The sequence below is a fragment of the Enterobacter sp. RHBSTW-00994 genome, assembly GCF_013782625.1.
Taxonomy (GTDB): Bacteria; Pseudomonadota; Gammaproteobacteria; order Enterobacterales; family Enterobacteriaceae; genus Enterobacter.
In genome coordinates this window covers 4,239,453-4,254,782 of the sequence record NZ_CP056199.1, presented here as the reverse complement: position 1 = coordinate 4,254,782, position 15,330 = coordinate 4,239,453, and the positions used below count along the sequence as shown (strand labels likewise).

The following is a 15,330-nucleotide window of genomic DNA, read 5'->3' as shown; positions in this document are numbered from 1 at the left end:
AGAGTAAAATGAAGTTTGTTGATGAAGCAACGATCCTGGTGGTAGCAGGTGATGGCGGTAATGGTTGCGTGAGCTTCCGCCGTGAAAAATATATACCCCGTGGCGGTCCTGACGGCGGCGACGGCGGTGATGGTGGTGACGTGTGGTTAGAGGCGGACGAAAACCTCAATACACTGATCGACTACCGCTTTGAAAAGTCCTTCCGTGCTGAACGTGGCCAAAATGGCCAGAGCCGCGATTGTACTGGCAAACGTGGTAAGGATGTCACTATCAAAGTACCTGTAGGTACACGTGTCATCGACCAGGGGACTGGTGAAACCATGGGTGATATGACCAAGCATGGTCAGCGTCTGATGGTGGCAAAGGGCGGTTGGCATGGCCTGGGCAACAGTCGTTTTAAATCATCTGTGAACCGTTCTCCGCGCCAGAAGACGATGGGGACGCCGGGCGACAAACGCGACCTGCAACTGGAGCTGATGCTGCTGGCAGACGTCGGTATGCTGGGTATGCCAAACGCGGGTAAATCGACTTTCATCCGCGCTGTTTCTGCAGCCAAGCCGAAAGTGGCGGATTATCCATTTACCACGCTTGTACCAAGCCTTGGCGTTGTTCGTATGGATAACGAGAAGAGCTTCGTGGTTGCAGATATTCCAGGTCTGATAGAAGGGGCTGCTGAAGGTGCAGGTCTGGGGATCCGTTTCCTGAAACACCTCGAGCGTTGCCGTGTGTTGCTGCATCTCATTGATATCGACCCAATCGACGGTTCTGACCCGGTTGAGAACGCCCGTATCATCATTGGCGAGCTGGAAAAATACAGCGATAAGCTGGCATCTAAGCCACGCTGGCTGGTCTTTAACAAAATCGACCTGATGGATAAAGCAGAAGCTGAGGCGAAAGCGAAAGCGATTGCTGAAGCGATGGGTTGGGAAGAGAAATACTACCTGATTTCCGCTGCAAGCCAGGTCGGCGTGAAAGATCTGTGCTGGGATGTGATGACCTTTATCATCGAGAATCCAGTTGCTCAGGCTGAAGATGTTAAACAGCCTGAAAAAGTGGAATTCATGTGGGATGACTACCATCGCCAGCAGCTCGAAGAGCTGGAAACTGAAGAAGATGATGAAGACTGGGATGATGATTGGGATGAAGACGACGAAGAAGGCGTCGAATTCATCTACAAGCACTAATTCCTGCAAAAAGCCCCCTGTTCAAAGGGGGCTTTTTTTTAACTCAATGTTGAGGGTAACCAGCAACTGACTAACAGCCCGCCATCAGGGTGGTTATCAAGCGTGAGTTTGCCGTGATGGAGTTGAACAATACGCTGAACGATGCTTAACCCAAGCCCGCTCCCTCCATAACGTTGATCCAGTCGGCGGAAAGGTTCGGTTATCGACTGCCTGTGCGCTTCGTCAATGCCCGGACCTTGATCACGCACACTGACCTGTGTTCCTCCGTCGACCGCTTCCAGTGAGACGGTAATAGTTGTCTTTTCCGGGCTATACCGGGCAGCATTCTCCAGTAAGTTACGCAACATCAATCGTAATAAAACCGCATCTCCCTGAACGATCAGTTCGCTATTGGCAGGCCAAACGACATTGTGCTCTCTGAAATCATGCTCCAGTGATAACGGCGTAATAATATTCTCGGTCCAGCGCACGGTATCGTAGTGGCCGCTCGCCATCGCCTGTCCTGCTCGAGCCAGCATCAGAAGTTGTTCTACGGTGTGCATGAGCTGATCGATACGATTAACCAGCGAAGTCGCTTGCGCAGTGCCTGACTGGGCCATTAGCTCAAGGTGAAGGCGGATGCCTGCCAGTGGCGTACGTAGTTCATGGGCGGCATCGGCGGTAAACAGGCGTTCCTGCTGGATCGTATGGTCGAGCCGGGCCAGTAACTGATTTAAGGAGGTGGTGACGGCCCCAATCTCTTCCATATCAGAATACATAGGAAGAGGAGTGAGATTATCCGCTGAACGGTTAGCAAGGCTATCGCGCAATTTGTTAAGTGGCCGCGTTATCCAGGTCACGGCCCAGAAGGAGAAGAGCAAGGTGAAACTCACCATCACCAGAGAAGGAACCAGCAACGAAGCGATTGCTTCCCTGATTTCTTTCTCTACATGATGATTTCGTGATTTTGCTGAGAGTGTTTCATTGACCAGAAAGCTGATTTGCTCGCGGCTTTCGTGCCAGAGCCAGACGACGCTGATCAACTGGAAGAAGAGCAGAATTAGCGCCAGCAGCACCATTAATCGCCGACGCATGCTGTTCATTTCTGGCTCTCCAGGCGATAGCCAACACCGCGAACAGTTTTGATTCTGTCTTTGCCCAGCTTACGCCGCAGGTTATGAATATGAACTTCAAGCGTGTTTGATCCCGGATCGTCCTGCCAGGAATAGATGTCCTGCTGTAATGTTTCGCGGTGCACCGTTTGGCCAGAACGCATTATCAGGCGTGCTAACAACGCGAATTCTTTTGGAGTGACTTCAACCGGCTGAGATTGACGTAACACCTGCTGGGTTTGCAGGTTTAGCGTGAGATCGCCATCGGTAAGCTGATTATCACTGTGTCCCTGATAACGACGAATCAAGGCGCGGGCACGCGCCTGTAATTCTGCCAGAGCAAAGGGTTTTACCAGATAGTCATCAGCACCGGAGTCCAGTCCGTTGATTCGGTCTTCAAGTGCATCGCGTGCTGTCAGGATCAGTACGGGATTACTTACACCGCGTCGACGCCATTGACTCAATAGCGTTGCACCGTCTTTGTCAGGCAAACCCAAATCCAGGATCACCAGGCTGTACTCACCACTTTGGATCAGTGAGTCTGCTTCTGCGGCGGTAGCCGCACAGTCCAGTGCGTATCCTTCACTCGTGAGTGCAAGAGCCAGCCCTTCCTGGAGCAATAAATCGTCTTCAACAATGAGTAGTTTCATCACTAGTTATTCTGGTAGATGTCCTTATAGAGCCTGCTCTCGAAGCGTACCAGTGGGATACGACGATTTCGCTGGTCTGTCGGTTCGACGGCATAGCCGGAAAGATACTGCACAAAAGCCATGCGTTGGCCGCTGGCAGTAGTGATAAAGCCTGCAAGGTTGTACACCCCTTGCAGTGAACCTGTTTTCGCTGAGACTTTACCATCTACACCCGCAGCATGAAGACCTGCGCGGTACTGGAGTGAGCCGTCGTACCCGGCAAGAGGCAGCATTGAGATAAAGTTTAGCTCAGTGTCGTGTTGAGCAATGTACTGAAGAACTTGCATCATTGTTGCCGGGGAAATCAAATTATGGCGCGATAACCCTGAACCATCGACGGCAATCGTATTGCCAAGGTCGATCCCGGCCTGCTGACGCAGGATCTGACGTACGGCATCGGATCCCGCTCGCCATGTTCCAGGCACGCCGAAACGTGCATGTCCAATCATACGAAAGACAGTATCGGCAATCATGTTGTCCGATTTTTTCAGCATAATCTTAAGCAGGTCATGCAGAGGTGCAGACTGCTTGCTGGCGATGACTGTACCGGGTTGATTGGCCTGAGTCTGACGCAAAAGCGTGCCCGAGTAGGTTATGCCAGCTTGTTTCAGTTCGTCTTTAAGGATTGCGCCAGCGTAGCTCGCACCGTCCTGAATAGCGAATGCCAGGGGCAGCGGATCGGTACGCTGTGTCAGGCAGCCAGTGAGCGTAAAGCGATTAAGGTCGCCAGGTACGACATCCAGCTCGCAATACTGTGCATCCGGTGAGCCTTTTGCCAGGGTGCGAACCTGGCTGAACATGGTGACCGGGTAATAGGACGCGACCCGAATGAATGCGAGATCATCCGGTTTTTGGGCGCTATAGAGCGAAACAGAGAAGCAGTTGCGGTCGACAATCGCCGCTGCCGGCGGTGCGCTAAAACACTGTGTCATGTCGTTCCATGGCCAGCCCGGTGCTTTATCATGGCTGGCAAAAATCGACGTGTCGATCAGCACATTACCGTCGATTTTCTGAATGCCCGATTTTTTCAATACCGCAACCATATTGCGGATATCCTGGCGTTTAAAGGTTGGATCGCCGCCAAACCGGGCGATAAGATCGCCTTTCAGTACGCCGTCATTAACGTTACCTTTGCTCTCTAGCGTAGTGGTAAAACGAAAATCCGGCCCCAACTGGAGCAGTGCAGCAAGTGCAGTGATCACTTTCTGGGTACTGGCAGGCAGCGCCATTTGCTGGCTGTGATAGTCTATCTCGGGTGCTTGTGCCCCGATTTTTTGTACAACCAGTGCAAGGTTAGCCCCAGCTGGCAACTGATTAATGTATTCATCAACATTCGCGGCCTGAGCGGTGAACGTTATACTGGCAGTCAATCCGATGATAAATCTGGAAAATCGCATAATCTCGCGCTAACAACCCGGAAACAAACCGCCATACTACGGCGCAACCCCCTGCAAAGTAAACGATGACCCATAGTGAACTTCAGGGTAAAATACTTATCAAAATGAAAAATTGCTGCTGGCCTGGGGCTTTGCTTCCGGGTCGGTTTTCTTTTTGCTTCTGGCTCACTCATGGCATTGATAGACATGAGTACAGGGGCCGGGGTAGGTGACGCTTCCCCCAACAGGAATGTTTAAGAGGTATAACAATGCAAGCTATTCCGATGACCTTACGTGGTGCTGAAAAACTACGCGAAGAGCTGGATTTTCTGAAATCCGTCCGTCGCCCTGAAATTATCGCTGCTATCGCAGACGCGCGTGAGCATGGCGATTTGAAAGAGAATGCGGAATATCACGCCGCGCGTGAGCAGCAAGGATTCTGCGAAGGTCGGATCAAAGATATCGAAGCTAAATTGTCTAATGCACAGGTCATCGACATCACTAAGATACCGAACAATGGCCGCGTGATCTTTGGTTCCACTGTGAAGGTGTTGAACCTGGATAATGATGAAGAGCAGACTTACCGCATCGTGGGTGACGACGAGGCAGATTTTAAGCAGAATTTAATTTCTGTGAACTCACCTATTGCTCGTGGTTTGATTGGTAAAGAGCAAGATGATGTTGTCGTTATCCGTACACCGGGTGGCGAAGTAGAGTACGAAATTATCAAGGTTGAGTACCTGTAATTCGCATCTCTACTAAGATGTTGATACATTGTAAAGAAAGGAAAAAGGCCGCATAGCGGCCTTTTATCAACTCAAAGAGCATGGCATTTTGCTCACCTGCTAACAGAAATCCCTCGTTTTACACAGATAATGTGTTCGATTCAGGATATTCTTAGCGTGGCAGCGAGATTTTACGCTCTTTAGACGGGCGATAGAGCACCAGCGTTTTACCGATGACCTGTACGTTACAGGAACCGGTTTCGCGCACGATGGCTTCCACGATCAGGGTTTTAGTGTCTCTGTCTTCAGAGGCGATTTTCACCTTGATCAGCTCGTGGTGTTCCAGCGCTTGTTCAATCTCGGCAAGCACCCCTTCGGTCAAACCATTGTTGCCAAGCATAACTACAGGCTTGAGCGGATGTGCCAGACCTTTAAGGTGCTGTTTTTGTTTAGTACTCAGATTCATCGTATATTTTTGCTTACGTTGGGATTGAAAACGGTTCATTCTACCGCCATCTCCCTTATATCGCCAAATAGCTGCGTAGAAATTTACGTCACAGGCACGTTACGATGAACCAGGACGGAAATGTTAAATGACAGGTAAAAAGCGTTCTGCCAGCTCCAGCCGCTGGCTCCAGGAACACTTTAGCGATAAATATGTTCTCCAGGCGCAGAAAAAGGGGTTACGTTCCCGCGCCTGGTTTAAACTTGATGAAATACAGCAAAGTGACAAACTTTTTAAACCGGGAATGACCGTTGTCGACCTCGGTGCAGCACCCGGAGGATGGTCTCAGTATGCTGTAACGCAGATCGGTGGAACGGGACGAATCATCGCATGCGATCTTTTACCGATGGATCCAATCGTTGGTGTGGACTTCCTTCAGGGCGATTTTCGTGATGAATTAGTGCTGAAAGCGTTACTTGAACGCGTAGGTGATAGTAAGGTCCAGGTTGTCATGTCAGATATGGCACCAAATATGTGTGGAACACCGGCGGTGGATATCCCCCGCGCCATGTATTTGGTGGAGCTAGCGTTAGAAATGTGTCGTGATGTACTAGCGCCTGGTGGTAGTTTTGTTGTGAAGGTGTTTCAAGGCGAAGGTTTCGAGGAGTATCTGAAGGAAATTCGCTCCCTGTTTGCGAAGGTGAAAGTTCGTAAGCCGGACTCTTCCCGAGCGCGTTCTCGTGAAGTGTATATTGTAGCGTCCGGGCGAAAATGATAACCGGTAGATTTCAGGCGAAAGTTTGAATGAAACTGGATATAGAGTATCCTGACGCTGTTTTTAACACAGTTGTAATGTGAGGTTAATCCCTTGAGTGACATGGCGAAAAACCTAATTCTCTGGCTGGTCATTGCCGTTGTGCTGATGTCAGTATTCCAGAGCTTTGGGCCCAGCGAGTCGAATGGCCGCAAGGTGGATTATTCTACCTTCCTGCAAGAGGTCAATCAGGACCAGGTTCGCGAAGCGCGTATCAACGGACGTGAGATCAACGTTACCAAGAAAGATAGTAACCGTTACACGACTTACATCCCGGTGAACGATCCTAAGCTGCTTGATAACCTTCTGACTAAAAACGTCAAGGTGGTAGGTGAGCCGCCGGAAGAACCGAGCTTGCTGGCTTCGATCTTCATATCCTGGTTCCCGATGCTGCTTCTTATTGGCGTCTGGATCTTCTTCATGCGCCAAATGCAGGGCGGAGGTGGCAAAGGTGCCATGTCGTTCGGTAAAAGTAAGGCGCGCATGCTGACGGAAGACCAGATCAAGACCACATTTGCGGATGTCGCGGGTTGTGACGAAGCAAAAGAAGAAGTGGGTGAGTTGGTTGAATACCTGCGTGAGCCAAGTCGTTTCCAGAAGCTGGGCGGCAAAATCCCGAAAGGTGTCCTGATGGTGGGGCCTCCAGGGACCGGTAAAACGCTGTTGGCGAAAGCCATCGCGGGTGAAGCTAAAGTTCCGTTCTTTACTATTTCGGGTTCTGATTTCGTTGAAATGTTCGTGGGTGTCGGCGCATCTCGTGTGCGTGACATGTTCGAACAGGCCAAGAAAGCAGCCCCTTGTATTATCTTTATCGATGAAATCGACGCCGTAGGCCGCCAGCGTGGCGCAGGTTTGGGTGGCGGTCACGATGAACGTGAACAGACACTGAACCAGATGCTGGTTGAGATGGATGGTTTCGAAGGTAACGAGGGTATTATCGTTATCGCCGCGACTAACCGTCCTGACGTACTTGACCCAGCGCTGCTGCGTCCAGGCCGTTTCGACCGCCAGGTTGTGGTTGGTCTGCCAGATGTGCGTGGCCGTGAACAGATCCTGAAAGTTCATATGCGTCGTGTACCACTGGCCCCAGACATTGACGCGGCAATCATTGCGCGTGGTACTCCGGGCTTCTCCGGCGCGGATCTGGCTAACCTTGTCAACGAAGCAGCACTGTTTGCGGCTCGTGGTAACAAGCGTGTGGTCTCCATGGTGGAGTTCGAGAAAGCGAAAGACAAAATCATGATGGGTGCGGAACGTCGCTCCATGGTGATGACGGAAGCGCAGAAAGAATCTACGGCGTACCACGAAGCAGGTCACGCGATCATTGGTCGTCTGGTTCCGGAACACGATCCGGTGCATAAAGTGACGATCATCCCTCGTGGTCGTGCTCTGGGTGTCACATTCTTCCTTCCGGAAGGTGATGCAATCAGTGCAAGTCGTCAGAAACTGGAAAGTCAGATTTCAACGTTGTATGGCGGTCGTCTGGCAGAAGAGATTATCTACGGCGTAGAACATGTTTCTACCGGTGCGTCTAACGATATTAAAGTTGCGACTAACCTGGCGCGTAACATGGTGACTCAGTGGGGCTTCTCCGACAAACTTGGTCCACTGCTGTATGCAGAGGAAGAGGGTGAAGTATTCCTGGGCCGTTCTGTCGCGAAGGCAAAACACATGTCTGATGAGACAGCACGTATCATCGACCAGGAAGTAAAATTACTGGTTGAACGTAACTATGGCCGTGCTCGTGAGATTCTGAACGACAATCTGGATATTCTTCACTCAATGAAAGATGCGCTCATGAAATATGAGACTATTGATGCTCCTCAGATTGATGACCTGATGGCTCGCCGTGAAGTGCGTCCGCCAGCGGGCTGGGAAGATCCAGGTACGTCCAATAATTCTGACAATAATGGCACTCCGCGTGCGCCGCGTCCGGTTGATGAACCTCGTACGCCGAACCCGGGTAATACCATGTCAGAACAGTTGGATGACAAGTAAGTCACTGCTGTAGATGATGATATCTTCGCCTGAAACCCTGGAGCTTGCTCCGGGGTTTTTCTTATTCGTTTAACCATAAAAATAACAGGGATTTAGCCATGAAACTTTATGCCCAGGATTCGTTTCTCGATCTCTCACATCCACATGTGATGGGGATCCTGAACGTTACGCCTGACTCCTTTTCTGATGGCGGAACGCATAACACGTTGATTGAGGCCGTTAAACACGCGAATCTGATGATTAACGCGGGCGCGACAATCATTGACATCGGTGGGGAGTCGACTCGTCCTGGTGCTGCAGACGTCTCCGTCGAAGAGGAACTGGCCCGCGTTATCCCTGTCGTCGAAGCTATTGCTCAGCGTTTTGAGGTATGGATTTCTGTCGATACCTCAAAACCAGACGTTATCCGCGAATCGGCGCGAGCTGGCGTCCACATTATTAATGATATTCGCTCGCTGACTGAACCGGGGGCGCTGAACGCTGCCGCCGAAACAGGTTTACCTGTGTGTCTGATGCACATGCAGGGGCAGCCAAAAACCATGCAGGAAGCCCCAAAATATGACGATGTTTATGCCGATGTGAATCGCTACTTTATTGAGCAAATCGACCGTTGTGAACGTGCGGGTATCGCAAAAGAGAAATTGCTGCTCGACCCAGGGTTCGGTTTCGGTAAAAATCTGTCGCATAATTACGCGCTACTTGCTCGTTTATCCGAATTTCACCATTTTGACTTGCCCCTCTTGGTGGGCATGTCGAGAAAGTCGATGGTAGGGCAATTATTGAATGTTGGGCCAAGTGAACGCCTGAGTGGCAGTCTGGCTTGCGCGGTGATTGCGGCAATGCAAGGTGCGCACATTATTCGTGTCCACGACGTTAAAGAGACAGTAGAAGCCATGCGTGTGGTTGAAGCTACACTGGCAGCGAAGGAAAACAAACGCTATGAGTAATCGTAAATATTTTGGCACTGATGGTATCCGTGGTCGTGTGGGCGATACACCAATCACTCCAGATTTTGTCCTGAAGCTGGGTTGGGCTGCGGGGAAGGTGCTGGCGCGCCACGGCTCCCGTAAAATCATCATTGGCAAAGACACCCGCATTTCGGGCTATATGCTGGAGTCAGCGCTGGAAGCGGGTCTTGCCGCTGCCGGGCTGTCAGCCTCTTTCACTGGCCCAATGCCAACACCCGCAGTGGCTTATCTGACGCGTGCTTTTCGTGCGGAAGCAGGGATTGTGATCTCAGCATCCCATAACCCATTTTATGATAATGGTATCAAGTTCTTCTCCATTGACGGCACTAAGCTGCCGGATGAAGTCGAAGAGGCCATTGAAGCTGAAATGGAAAAAGAGATTACCTGTGTAGACTCAGCGGAACTGGGTAAAGCCAGCCGTATTGTTGATGCTGCTGGTCGTTACATCGAATTTTGCAAAGGGACATTCCCTAACGAATTAAGCCTGGCTCATCTGAAGATTGTGGTGGACTGCGCTAATGGTGCGACCTACCACATTGCACCGAATGTTTTCCGCGAGCTGGGTGCGAAGGTCATCACCATTGGCTGCGAGCCTGATGGTCTGAATATCAACGAAGAAGTGGGGGCGACGGACGTTCGTGCCCTGCAGGCGCGTGTCCTTGCTGAAAAAGCCGATTTGGGGATTGCCCTGGATGGTGATGGTGACCGTGTCATCATGGTTGATCATGAAGGCAACAAGGTCGATGGCGATCAGATCCTGTATATCATTGCCCGTGAAGGCCTTCGTCAGGGGCAACTGCGTGGTGGTGCTGTTGGGACCCTGATGAGCAACATGGGGCTTGAACTGGCGCTGAAACAGCTAGGCATACCGTTTGCACGTGCAAAAGTAGGTGACCGCTACGTACTGGAAAAACTCCAGGAGAAAGGCTGGCGTATTGGTGCTGAAAACTCTGGTCATGTGATCCTGCTTGATAAAACCACCACTGGTGATGGGATTGTGGCTGGGCTTCAGGTGGTTGCAGCGATGGTGCGTAATCATATGAGCCTGCATGACCTGTGCAGTGGAATGAAAATGTTCCCACAGATTTTGGTCAACGTTCGATTCACTGCAGGTCACGGCGATCCGCTGGAGAATGAGAATGTGAAAGCGGTGATGGCAGAAGTCGAAGCGTCACTGGGTAATCGTGGGCGCGTCCTTCTGCGTAAGTCAGGAACTGAACCGCTAATCCGTGTCATGGTGGAAGGTGAAGACGAAACGCAGGTCAATGAATTTGCGCATCGTATTGCAGATGCGGTGAAAGCTGCATAACGTTGCACTGTAAGTGTTTAAAAAGGCGGCGCTTGCCGCCTTTGTTTTGAGCAAATAATCACTTTTTGCTGTTTTTTTCCTCACTTGATACAATGCATCAAAATTGCGCTTGCGTGGGTCATGCGCTTTGGTTAGTATTCACACCCGCTTCAGTGGGAAACAAAAATCCTGCTAAATTGGTCGAAGCATTGGTATGCGGCAAATCCGCAAGGAACAGGTTGATTATGTACGAAGCTCTTTTGGTTGTTTTCCTTATTGTAGCCATCGCTCTTGTAGCGCTGATTATGCTGCAGCAAGGTAAAGGCGCTGATATGGGAGCCTCCTTCGGAGCAGGCGCTTCTGGTACGCTGTTTGGTTCAAGTGGTTCTGCGAACTTCATGACCCGCACAACGGCGATTCTGGCTACGCTGTTCTTCATCATCAGTCTGGCGCTGGGCAATATCAACAGCAACAAGACCAGTAAAGGAAGCGAGTGGGAAAATCTGAATGCTCCGTCTAAAACTGAGCAGACTCAGCCAGCTGAACCGGCTAAGCCGACCAGCGATATCCCGCACTAAAAGTTGTATCTGTGCCGAGGTGGTGGAATTGGTAGACACGCTACCTTGAGGTGGTAGTGCCCGATTGGGCTTACGGGTTCAAGTCCCGTCCTCGGTACCAATATTCCGAAAAAGAGACATCGAAAGATGTCTTTTTTTTCGTCTGAAGAAAGGTACATGGATCGGTTCTCCTTGGCCGTTAACAAAAAAAGCACCCGAAGGTGCTTTTTGCATTCTGTCTTAGCGATTATTTCTTATCGCTGTGTTCCAGATTTTCGACCTGCGGCAGACCGTTACCGGAGCTAGCGGAAAGCAGACCTGTTTCAATATAGTTGAACAGCTTCTCGCGGGTATCGGTAATGTCCAGATTACGCATGGTCAATTGACCAATACGATCGTCAGGAGAGAACACAGACTCACCTTTCTCCATGGTCAGACGCTCTGCTTTGTAAGTCAGATTGTCTGATACAGTATTCAGAATGGAGTAGTCGTTACCACGACGCAGTTCCAGTGTGACTTCACCCGTGATTGCACTTGCAACCCAACGTTGCAGAGCATCACGCAACATCAGTGCCTGCGGATCAAACCAGCGGCCCTGATACAGCAGTTTACCCAACTGGCGGCCATGGGAGTGATACTGTTCGATAGTATCTTCGTTATGAATACCCGTCAGTAAACGCTCGTAAGCGATATGCAGCAGCGCCATCCCCGGAGCTTCATAGATGCCACGGCTTTTTGCTTCGATAATACGGTTCTCAATCTGATCGCTCATACCCAGACCGTGACGACCACCGATACGGTTAGCTTCCAGCATTAGCTCTACATCATCGGAGAAGGTTTTGCCGTTCAGGGCAACCGGATGGCCACGTTCAAAACGTACAGTCACTTCTTCTGCCGGGATTTTGACGTCTTCATCCCAGAATTTCACACCCATGATCGGGTTAACGATCTTCACGCAGGAGTTAAGGAATTCGAGATCTTTTGCTTCGTGTGTTGCACCCAGCATGTTGGAGTCGGTGGAATAAGCTTTTTCCACTGACATTTTGTAATCAAAACCGCAGGCGATCATGAACTCAGACATTTCATGACGGCCACCCAGCTCGTCGATGAAGTCAGTATCCAGCCACGGCTTGTAAATCTGCAGTTCGGCATTGGTCAGCAGGCCATAACGATAAAAACGTTCAATATCGTTGCCCTTATAGGTGCTGCCATCGCCCCAGATGTTAACTCCATCGTCTTTCATTGCTGCAACCAGCATTGTACCGGTAACAGCACGACCCAAAGGCGTGGTGTTAAAATAGGTGAGGCCGCCGGTCGTGTTATGGAATGCACCGCACTGGATAGCCGCAATACCTTCAGCCACCAGTTGTTTACGGCAGTCAATCAGACGTGCGTTCTCTGCACCATATTCCATGGCACGACGAGGAATCGCATCATAATCGTCCTCATCTGGCTGACCCAGGTTCGCTGTATATGCATAAGGAACCGCTCCCTTTTGGCGCATCCACAGCAGTGCAGCGCTGGTATCTAGTCCACCGGAAAAGGCGATGCCTATACGTTGACCTGCTGGAAGATGCTTGAGAATCGTCGTCATAAAATAAAACCCTGCTTGATTGACTGAGAGAGACCACTTTCGCGCTTATTGCATTTTTATGCAAAATAAGTGAGTTTTCATTTAATCATCTTTTGCCGATGACCGGAAGACATTCGTGTGTTTTTTGTAAAAATTTCCCTCACGGCAAGCCAGTTGGCGCAGTAGTGTCAGAACAGAATAGTGTGCGTTGGTGTATTCAACAAAGCGCATAGTTCACAGGGTTGACAGTCAGGGTCAACTATCAATATACTGAGCGCCGGTTTTACGTCCCGTCTTCGGTACCAAATCCCAGCATTATTTGCATTTTCTACCTAAAACGCGTAGAATCTGCCACGTTTCAGGCGCGGGGTGGAGCAGCCTGGTAGCTCGTCGGGCTCATAACCCGAAGGTCGTCGGTTCAAATCCGGCCCCCGCAACCATTTTCCTATAAAGTTCTTTTTCAAATATACTGTGAAGACTTAGCGCCTTCGTAGCTGGATTTGAAAAAATTCTTTCGGAAAGTGCTCCAGGCCGCAGTTGCGGCTATAGGGTTCAGTTATCTAAAGCCCCGATTTATCGGGGTTTTTTGTTATCTGACTACAGAATAACTGGGCTTTATGCCCTTTTTTTATGTCTTGGGGGTGGGCTTGTCCACATTAGAGCAAAAATTAACAGAGATGATTACAGCACCAGTCGAAGCACTGGGCTACGAACTGGTCGGCATCGAATTTATTCGCAGCCGTACATCCACGCTGCGCATCTACATTGATAGTGAAGATGGCATCAATGTTGATGATTGTGCTGATGTTAGCCACCAGGTTAGTGCGGTTCTTGACGTTGAAGATCCTATTACTGTTGCGTATAACCTGGAAGTTTCCTCGCCTGGCCTCGATCGCCCTATGTTCACTGCTGAACACTACACCCGCTATACCGGGGAAGAAGTGGCAGTTGTTCTGCGTATGGCTGTACAGAACCGCCGTAAATGGCAGGGTATAATCAAGGCCGTTGATGGTGAGATGATCACAGTAACAGTCGAAGGCAAAGATGAAGTGTTCGCGCTGAGTAATATCCAGAAGGCGAACCTGGTTCCCCACTTTTAACAGTCTGGATTGAGGTGAAAAGCCCGCGATGAACAAAGAAATTTTGGCTGTTGTTGAAGCCGTCTCCAACGAGAAATCACTGCCGCGTGAGAAGATTTTCGAAGCGCTGGAAAGTGCACTGGCTACAGCAACCAAGAAAAAATATGAACAAGAGATCGATGTTCGCGTAGAAATCGATCGTAGAAGCGGTGACTTCGATACTTTCCGTCGTTGGGTGATTGTTGAAGAAGTGACTCAACCGACCAAAGAAATCACGCTGGAAGCGGCGCGTTTTGAAGACGAAAGCCTGAATGTCGGTGAGTATGTTGAAGATCAGATTGAATCTGTCACTTTCGACCGTATCACGACCCAAACGGCAAAACAGGTTATCGTACAGAAAGTACGTGAAGCTGAACGAGCTATGGTTGTCGATCAGTTCCGTGAGCATGAAGGCGAAATCATCACTGGTGTGGTGAAAAAAGTTAACCGTGACAATATCTCTCTGGATCTGGGTAGCAACGCTGAAGCGGTTATCCTGCGTGAAGATATGTTGCCACGTGAAAACTTCCGTCCAGGCGACCGTATCCGTGGTGTTCTGTATGCCGTCCGTCCGGAAGCTCGTGGTGCACAGCTGTTCGTGACCCGTTCTAAACCAGAAATGCTGGTTGAACTGTTCCGTATCGAAGTGCCAGAAATCGGCGAAGAAGTAATCGAAATTAAAGCTGCGGCTCGTGATCCTGGTTCTCGTGCGAAAATCGCTGTGAAAACCAATGACAAACGTATCGATCCAGTAGGTGCTTGTGTCGGCATGCGTGGTGCGCGTGTTCAGGCTGTTTCTACAGAGCTGGGCGGCGAGCGTATCGATATTGTTCTGTGGGATGATAATCCGGCGCAGTTCGTGATCAATGCGATGGCTCCGGCAGATGTTGCGTCCATCGTGGTAGACGAAGATAAGCACACCATGGATATCGCCGTTGAAGCTGGTAACCTTGCACAGGCTATCGGTCGTAACGGTCAGAACGTTCGTCTGGCTTCGCAACTGAGTGGCTGGGAACTCAACGTAATGACGGTTGATGACCTGCAGGCTAAGCATCAGGCTGAAGCCCATGCGGCAATTGATACCTTCACGAAATACCTGGATATTGACGAAGATTTCGCCACTGTCCTGGTCGAAGAAGGCTTCTCTACGCTGGAAGAACTGGCCTATGTGCCAATGAAAGAGCTGCTGGAAATTGACGGTCTGGATGAATCCACCGTTGAAGCCCTGCGTGAACGCGCTAAAAACGCACTGACCACCCTGGCACTGGCTCAGGAAGAAAGCCTAGGTGATAACAAGCCGGCTGATGACCTGCTGAATCTGGAAGGTCTTGATCGTGCGATTGCGTTCAAGCTGGCTGCCCGTGGTGTTTGTACGCTGGAAGATCTCGCTGAGCAAGGCGTTGATGACCTGGCTGATATCGAAGGTTTAACCGACGAGAAAGCCGGCGAACTCATCATGGCCGCACGTAATATTTGCTGGTTCGGCGACGAAGCGTAATAAACT

Annotated in this window: 14 protein-coding genes and 2 tRNA genes; 11 read left to right on the top strand and 5 right to left on the bottom strand. The window is 50.3% G+C overall.

Going from position 1 to position 15,330, the window contains the following annotated elements:
- The first annotated feature begins 8 nt into the window (after positions 1-8).
- Positions 9-1,184 carry an Obg family GTPase CgtA gene (gene cgtA, locus HV346_RS20270; RefSeq protein ID WP_181620954.1) on the top strand — a complete coding sequence of 392 codons (1,176 nt, stop codon included), beginning with the start codon at positions 9-11 and terminating at the stop codon, positions 1,182-1,184.
- A 38-nt stretch (positions 1,185-1,222) separates the two neighbouring features.
- Here the strand turns inward: cgtA and pmrB are convergent, their stop codons facing one another.
- Genes pmrB through dacB form a run of 3 tightly spaced genes read right to left on the bottom strand, consistent with a single transcriptional unit; the run spans position 1,223 to position 4,361 of the window.
- Entirely contained in the window at positions 1,223-2,266 is a 1,044-nt protein-coding gene (pmrB, locus tag HV346_RS20265; RefSeq protein WP_181620953.1) for a two-component system sensor histidine kinase PmrB, read from the bottom strand.
- Entirely contained in the window at positions 2,263-2,925 is a 663-nt protein-coding gene (gene pmrA / locus HV346_RS20260) for a two-component system response regulator PmrA (RefSeq protein WP_181620952.1), read from the bottom strand. The genes pmrB and pmrA overlap by 4 nt, the downstream gene beginning before the upstream one ends.
- A 2-nt stretch (positions 2,926-2,927) precedes the next feature.
- The gene (dacB, locus tag HV346_RS20255) at positions 2,928-4,361 is read right to left on the bottom strand and encodes a serine-type D-Ala-D-Ala carboxypeptidase (RefSeq protein WP_181620951.1); all 1,434 of its coding nucleotides are present in this window, start codon (positions 4,359-4,361) and stop codon (positions 2,928-2,930) included.
- A gap of 248 nt (positions 4,362-4,609) precedes the next feature.
- On the opposite strand from dacB, the gene greA reads away from it, so the two are divergent.
- Complete coding sequence (greA, locus tag HV346_RS20250) at positions 4,610-5,086, top strand: transcription elongation factor GreA (RefSeq protein ID WP_181620950.1); 477 nt, start codon at positions 4,610-4,612, stop codon at positions 5,084-5,086.
- 151 nt (positions 5,087-5,237) lie between these two features.
- On the opposite strand, the gene yhbY is transcribed toward greA, so the two are convergent.
- On the bottom strand, positions 5,238-5,531 hold the full coding sequence (gene yhbY / locus HV346_RS20245) for a ribosome assembly RNA-binding protein YhbY (protein WP_181623842.1): 294 nt from the start codon (positions 5,529-5,531) through the stop codon (positions 5,238-5,240).
- A gap of 127 nt (positions 5,532-5,658) precedes the next feature.
- Here yhbY and rlmE point away from each other — a divergent pair, with 127 nt between their 5' ends.
- From rlmE to HV346_RS20215, 6 genes are all read left to right on the top strand, one after another.
- Positions 5,659-6,285 (top strand): 23S rRNA (uridine(2552)-2'-O)-methyltransferase RlmE, encoded by a 627-nt coding sequence (rlmE, locus tag HV346_RS20240; protein WP_181620949.1) that lies wholly within the window; start codon positions 5,659-5,661, stop codon positions 6,283-6,285.
- Between the two features lie 102 nt (positions 6,286-6,387).
- Positions 6,388-8,322 (top strand): ATP-dependent zinc metalloprotease FtsH, encoded by a 1,935-nt coding sequence (gene ftsH, locus HV346_RS20235; protein ID WP_181620948.1) that lies wholly within the window; start codon positions 6,388-6,390, stop codon positions 8,320-8,322.
- Between the two features lie 98 nt (positions 8,323-8,420).
- A complete protein-coding gene (gene folP / locus HV346_RS20230) occupies positions 8,421-9,269 on the top strand; it encodes a dihydropteroate synthase (protein ID WP_181620947.1) in 849 nt (282 codons plus the stop codon).
- Complete coding sequence (gene glmM / locus HV346_RS20225) at positions 9,262-10,599, top strand: phosphoglucosamine mutase (protein WP_181620946.1); 1,338 nt, start codon at positions 9,262-9,264, stop codon at positions 10,597-10,599. Before folP ends, glmM begins: the two co-directional genes overlap by 8 nt.
- A 224-nt stretch (positions 10,600-10,823) precedes the next feature.
- Positions 10,824-11,156, top strand: a complete 333-nt coding sequence (gene secG / locus HV346_RS20220) for a preprotein translocase subunit SecG (RefSeq protein WP_181620945.1) — start codon at positions 10,824-10,826, stop codon at positions 11,154-11,156.
- A gap of 13 nt (positions 11,157-11,169) precedes the next feature.
- Positions 11,170-11,256, top strand: a tRNA-Leu gene (locus tag HV346_RS20215).
- A 126-nt stretch (positions 11,257-11,382) separates the two neighbouring features.
- On the opposite strand, the gene argG is transcribed toward HV346_RS20215, so the two are convergent.
- Positions 11,383-12,729 (bottom strand): argininosuccinate synthase, encoded by a 1,347-nt coding sequence (gene argG, locus HV346_RS20210; RefSeq protein ID WP_181620944.1) that lies wholly within the window; start codon positions 12,727-12,729, stop codon positions 11,383-11,385.
- Between the two features lie 342 nt (positions 12,730-13,071).
- Between argG and HV346_RS20205 the strand changes: the two genes are divergently transcribed.
- The 3 genes from HV346_RS20205 (at position 13,072) to nusA (ending at position 15,324) form a co-directional block, all read left to right on the top strand.
- Positions 13,072-13,148: transfer RNA gene (locus HV346_RS20205), tRNA-Met, on the top strand.
- Positions 13,149-13,355: 207 nt separating this feature from the next.
- Positions 13,356-13,808 carry a ribosome maturation factor RimP gene (rimP, locus tag HV346_RS20200; protein ID WP_181620943.1) on the top strand — a complete coding sequence of 151 codons (453 nt, stop codon included), beginning with the start codon at positions 13,356-13,358 and terminating at the stop codon, positions 13,806-13,808.
- A gap of 28 nt (positions 13,809-13,836) precedes the next feature.
- On the top strand, positions 13,837-15,324 hold the full coding sequence (gene nusA / locus HV346_RS20195) for a transcription termination factor NusA (RefSeq protein WP_181620942.1): 1,488 nt from the start codon (positions 13,837-13,839) through the stop codon (positions 15,322-15,324).
- The last annotated feature ends 6 nt before the right edge of the window (positions 15,325-15,330 follow it).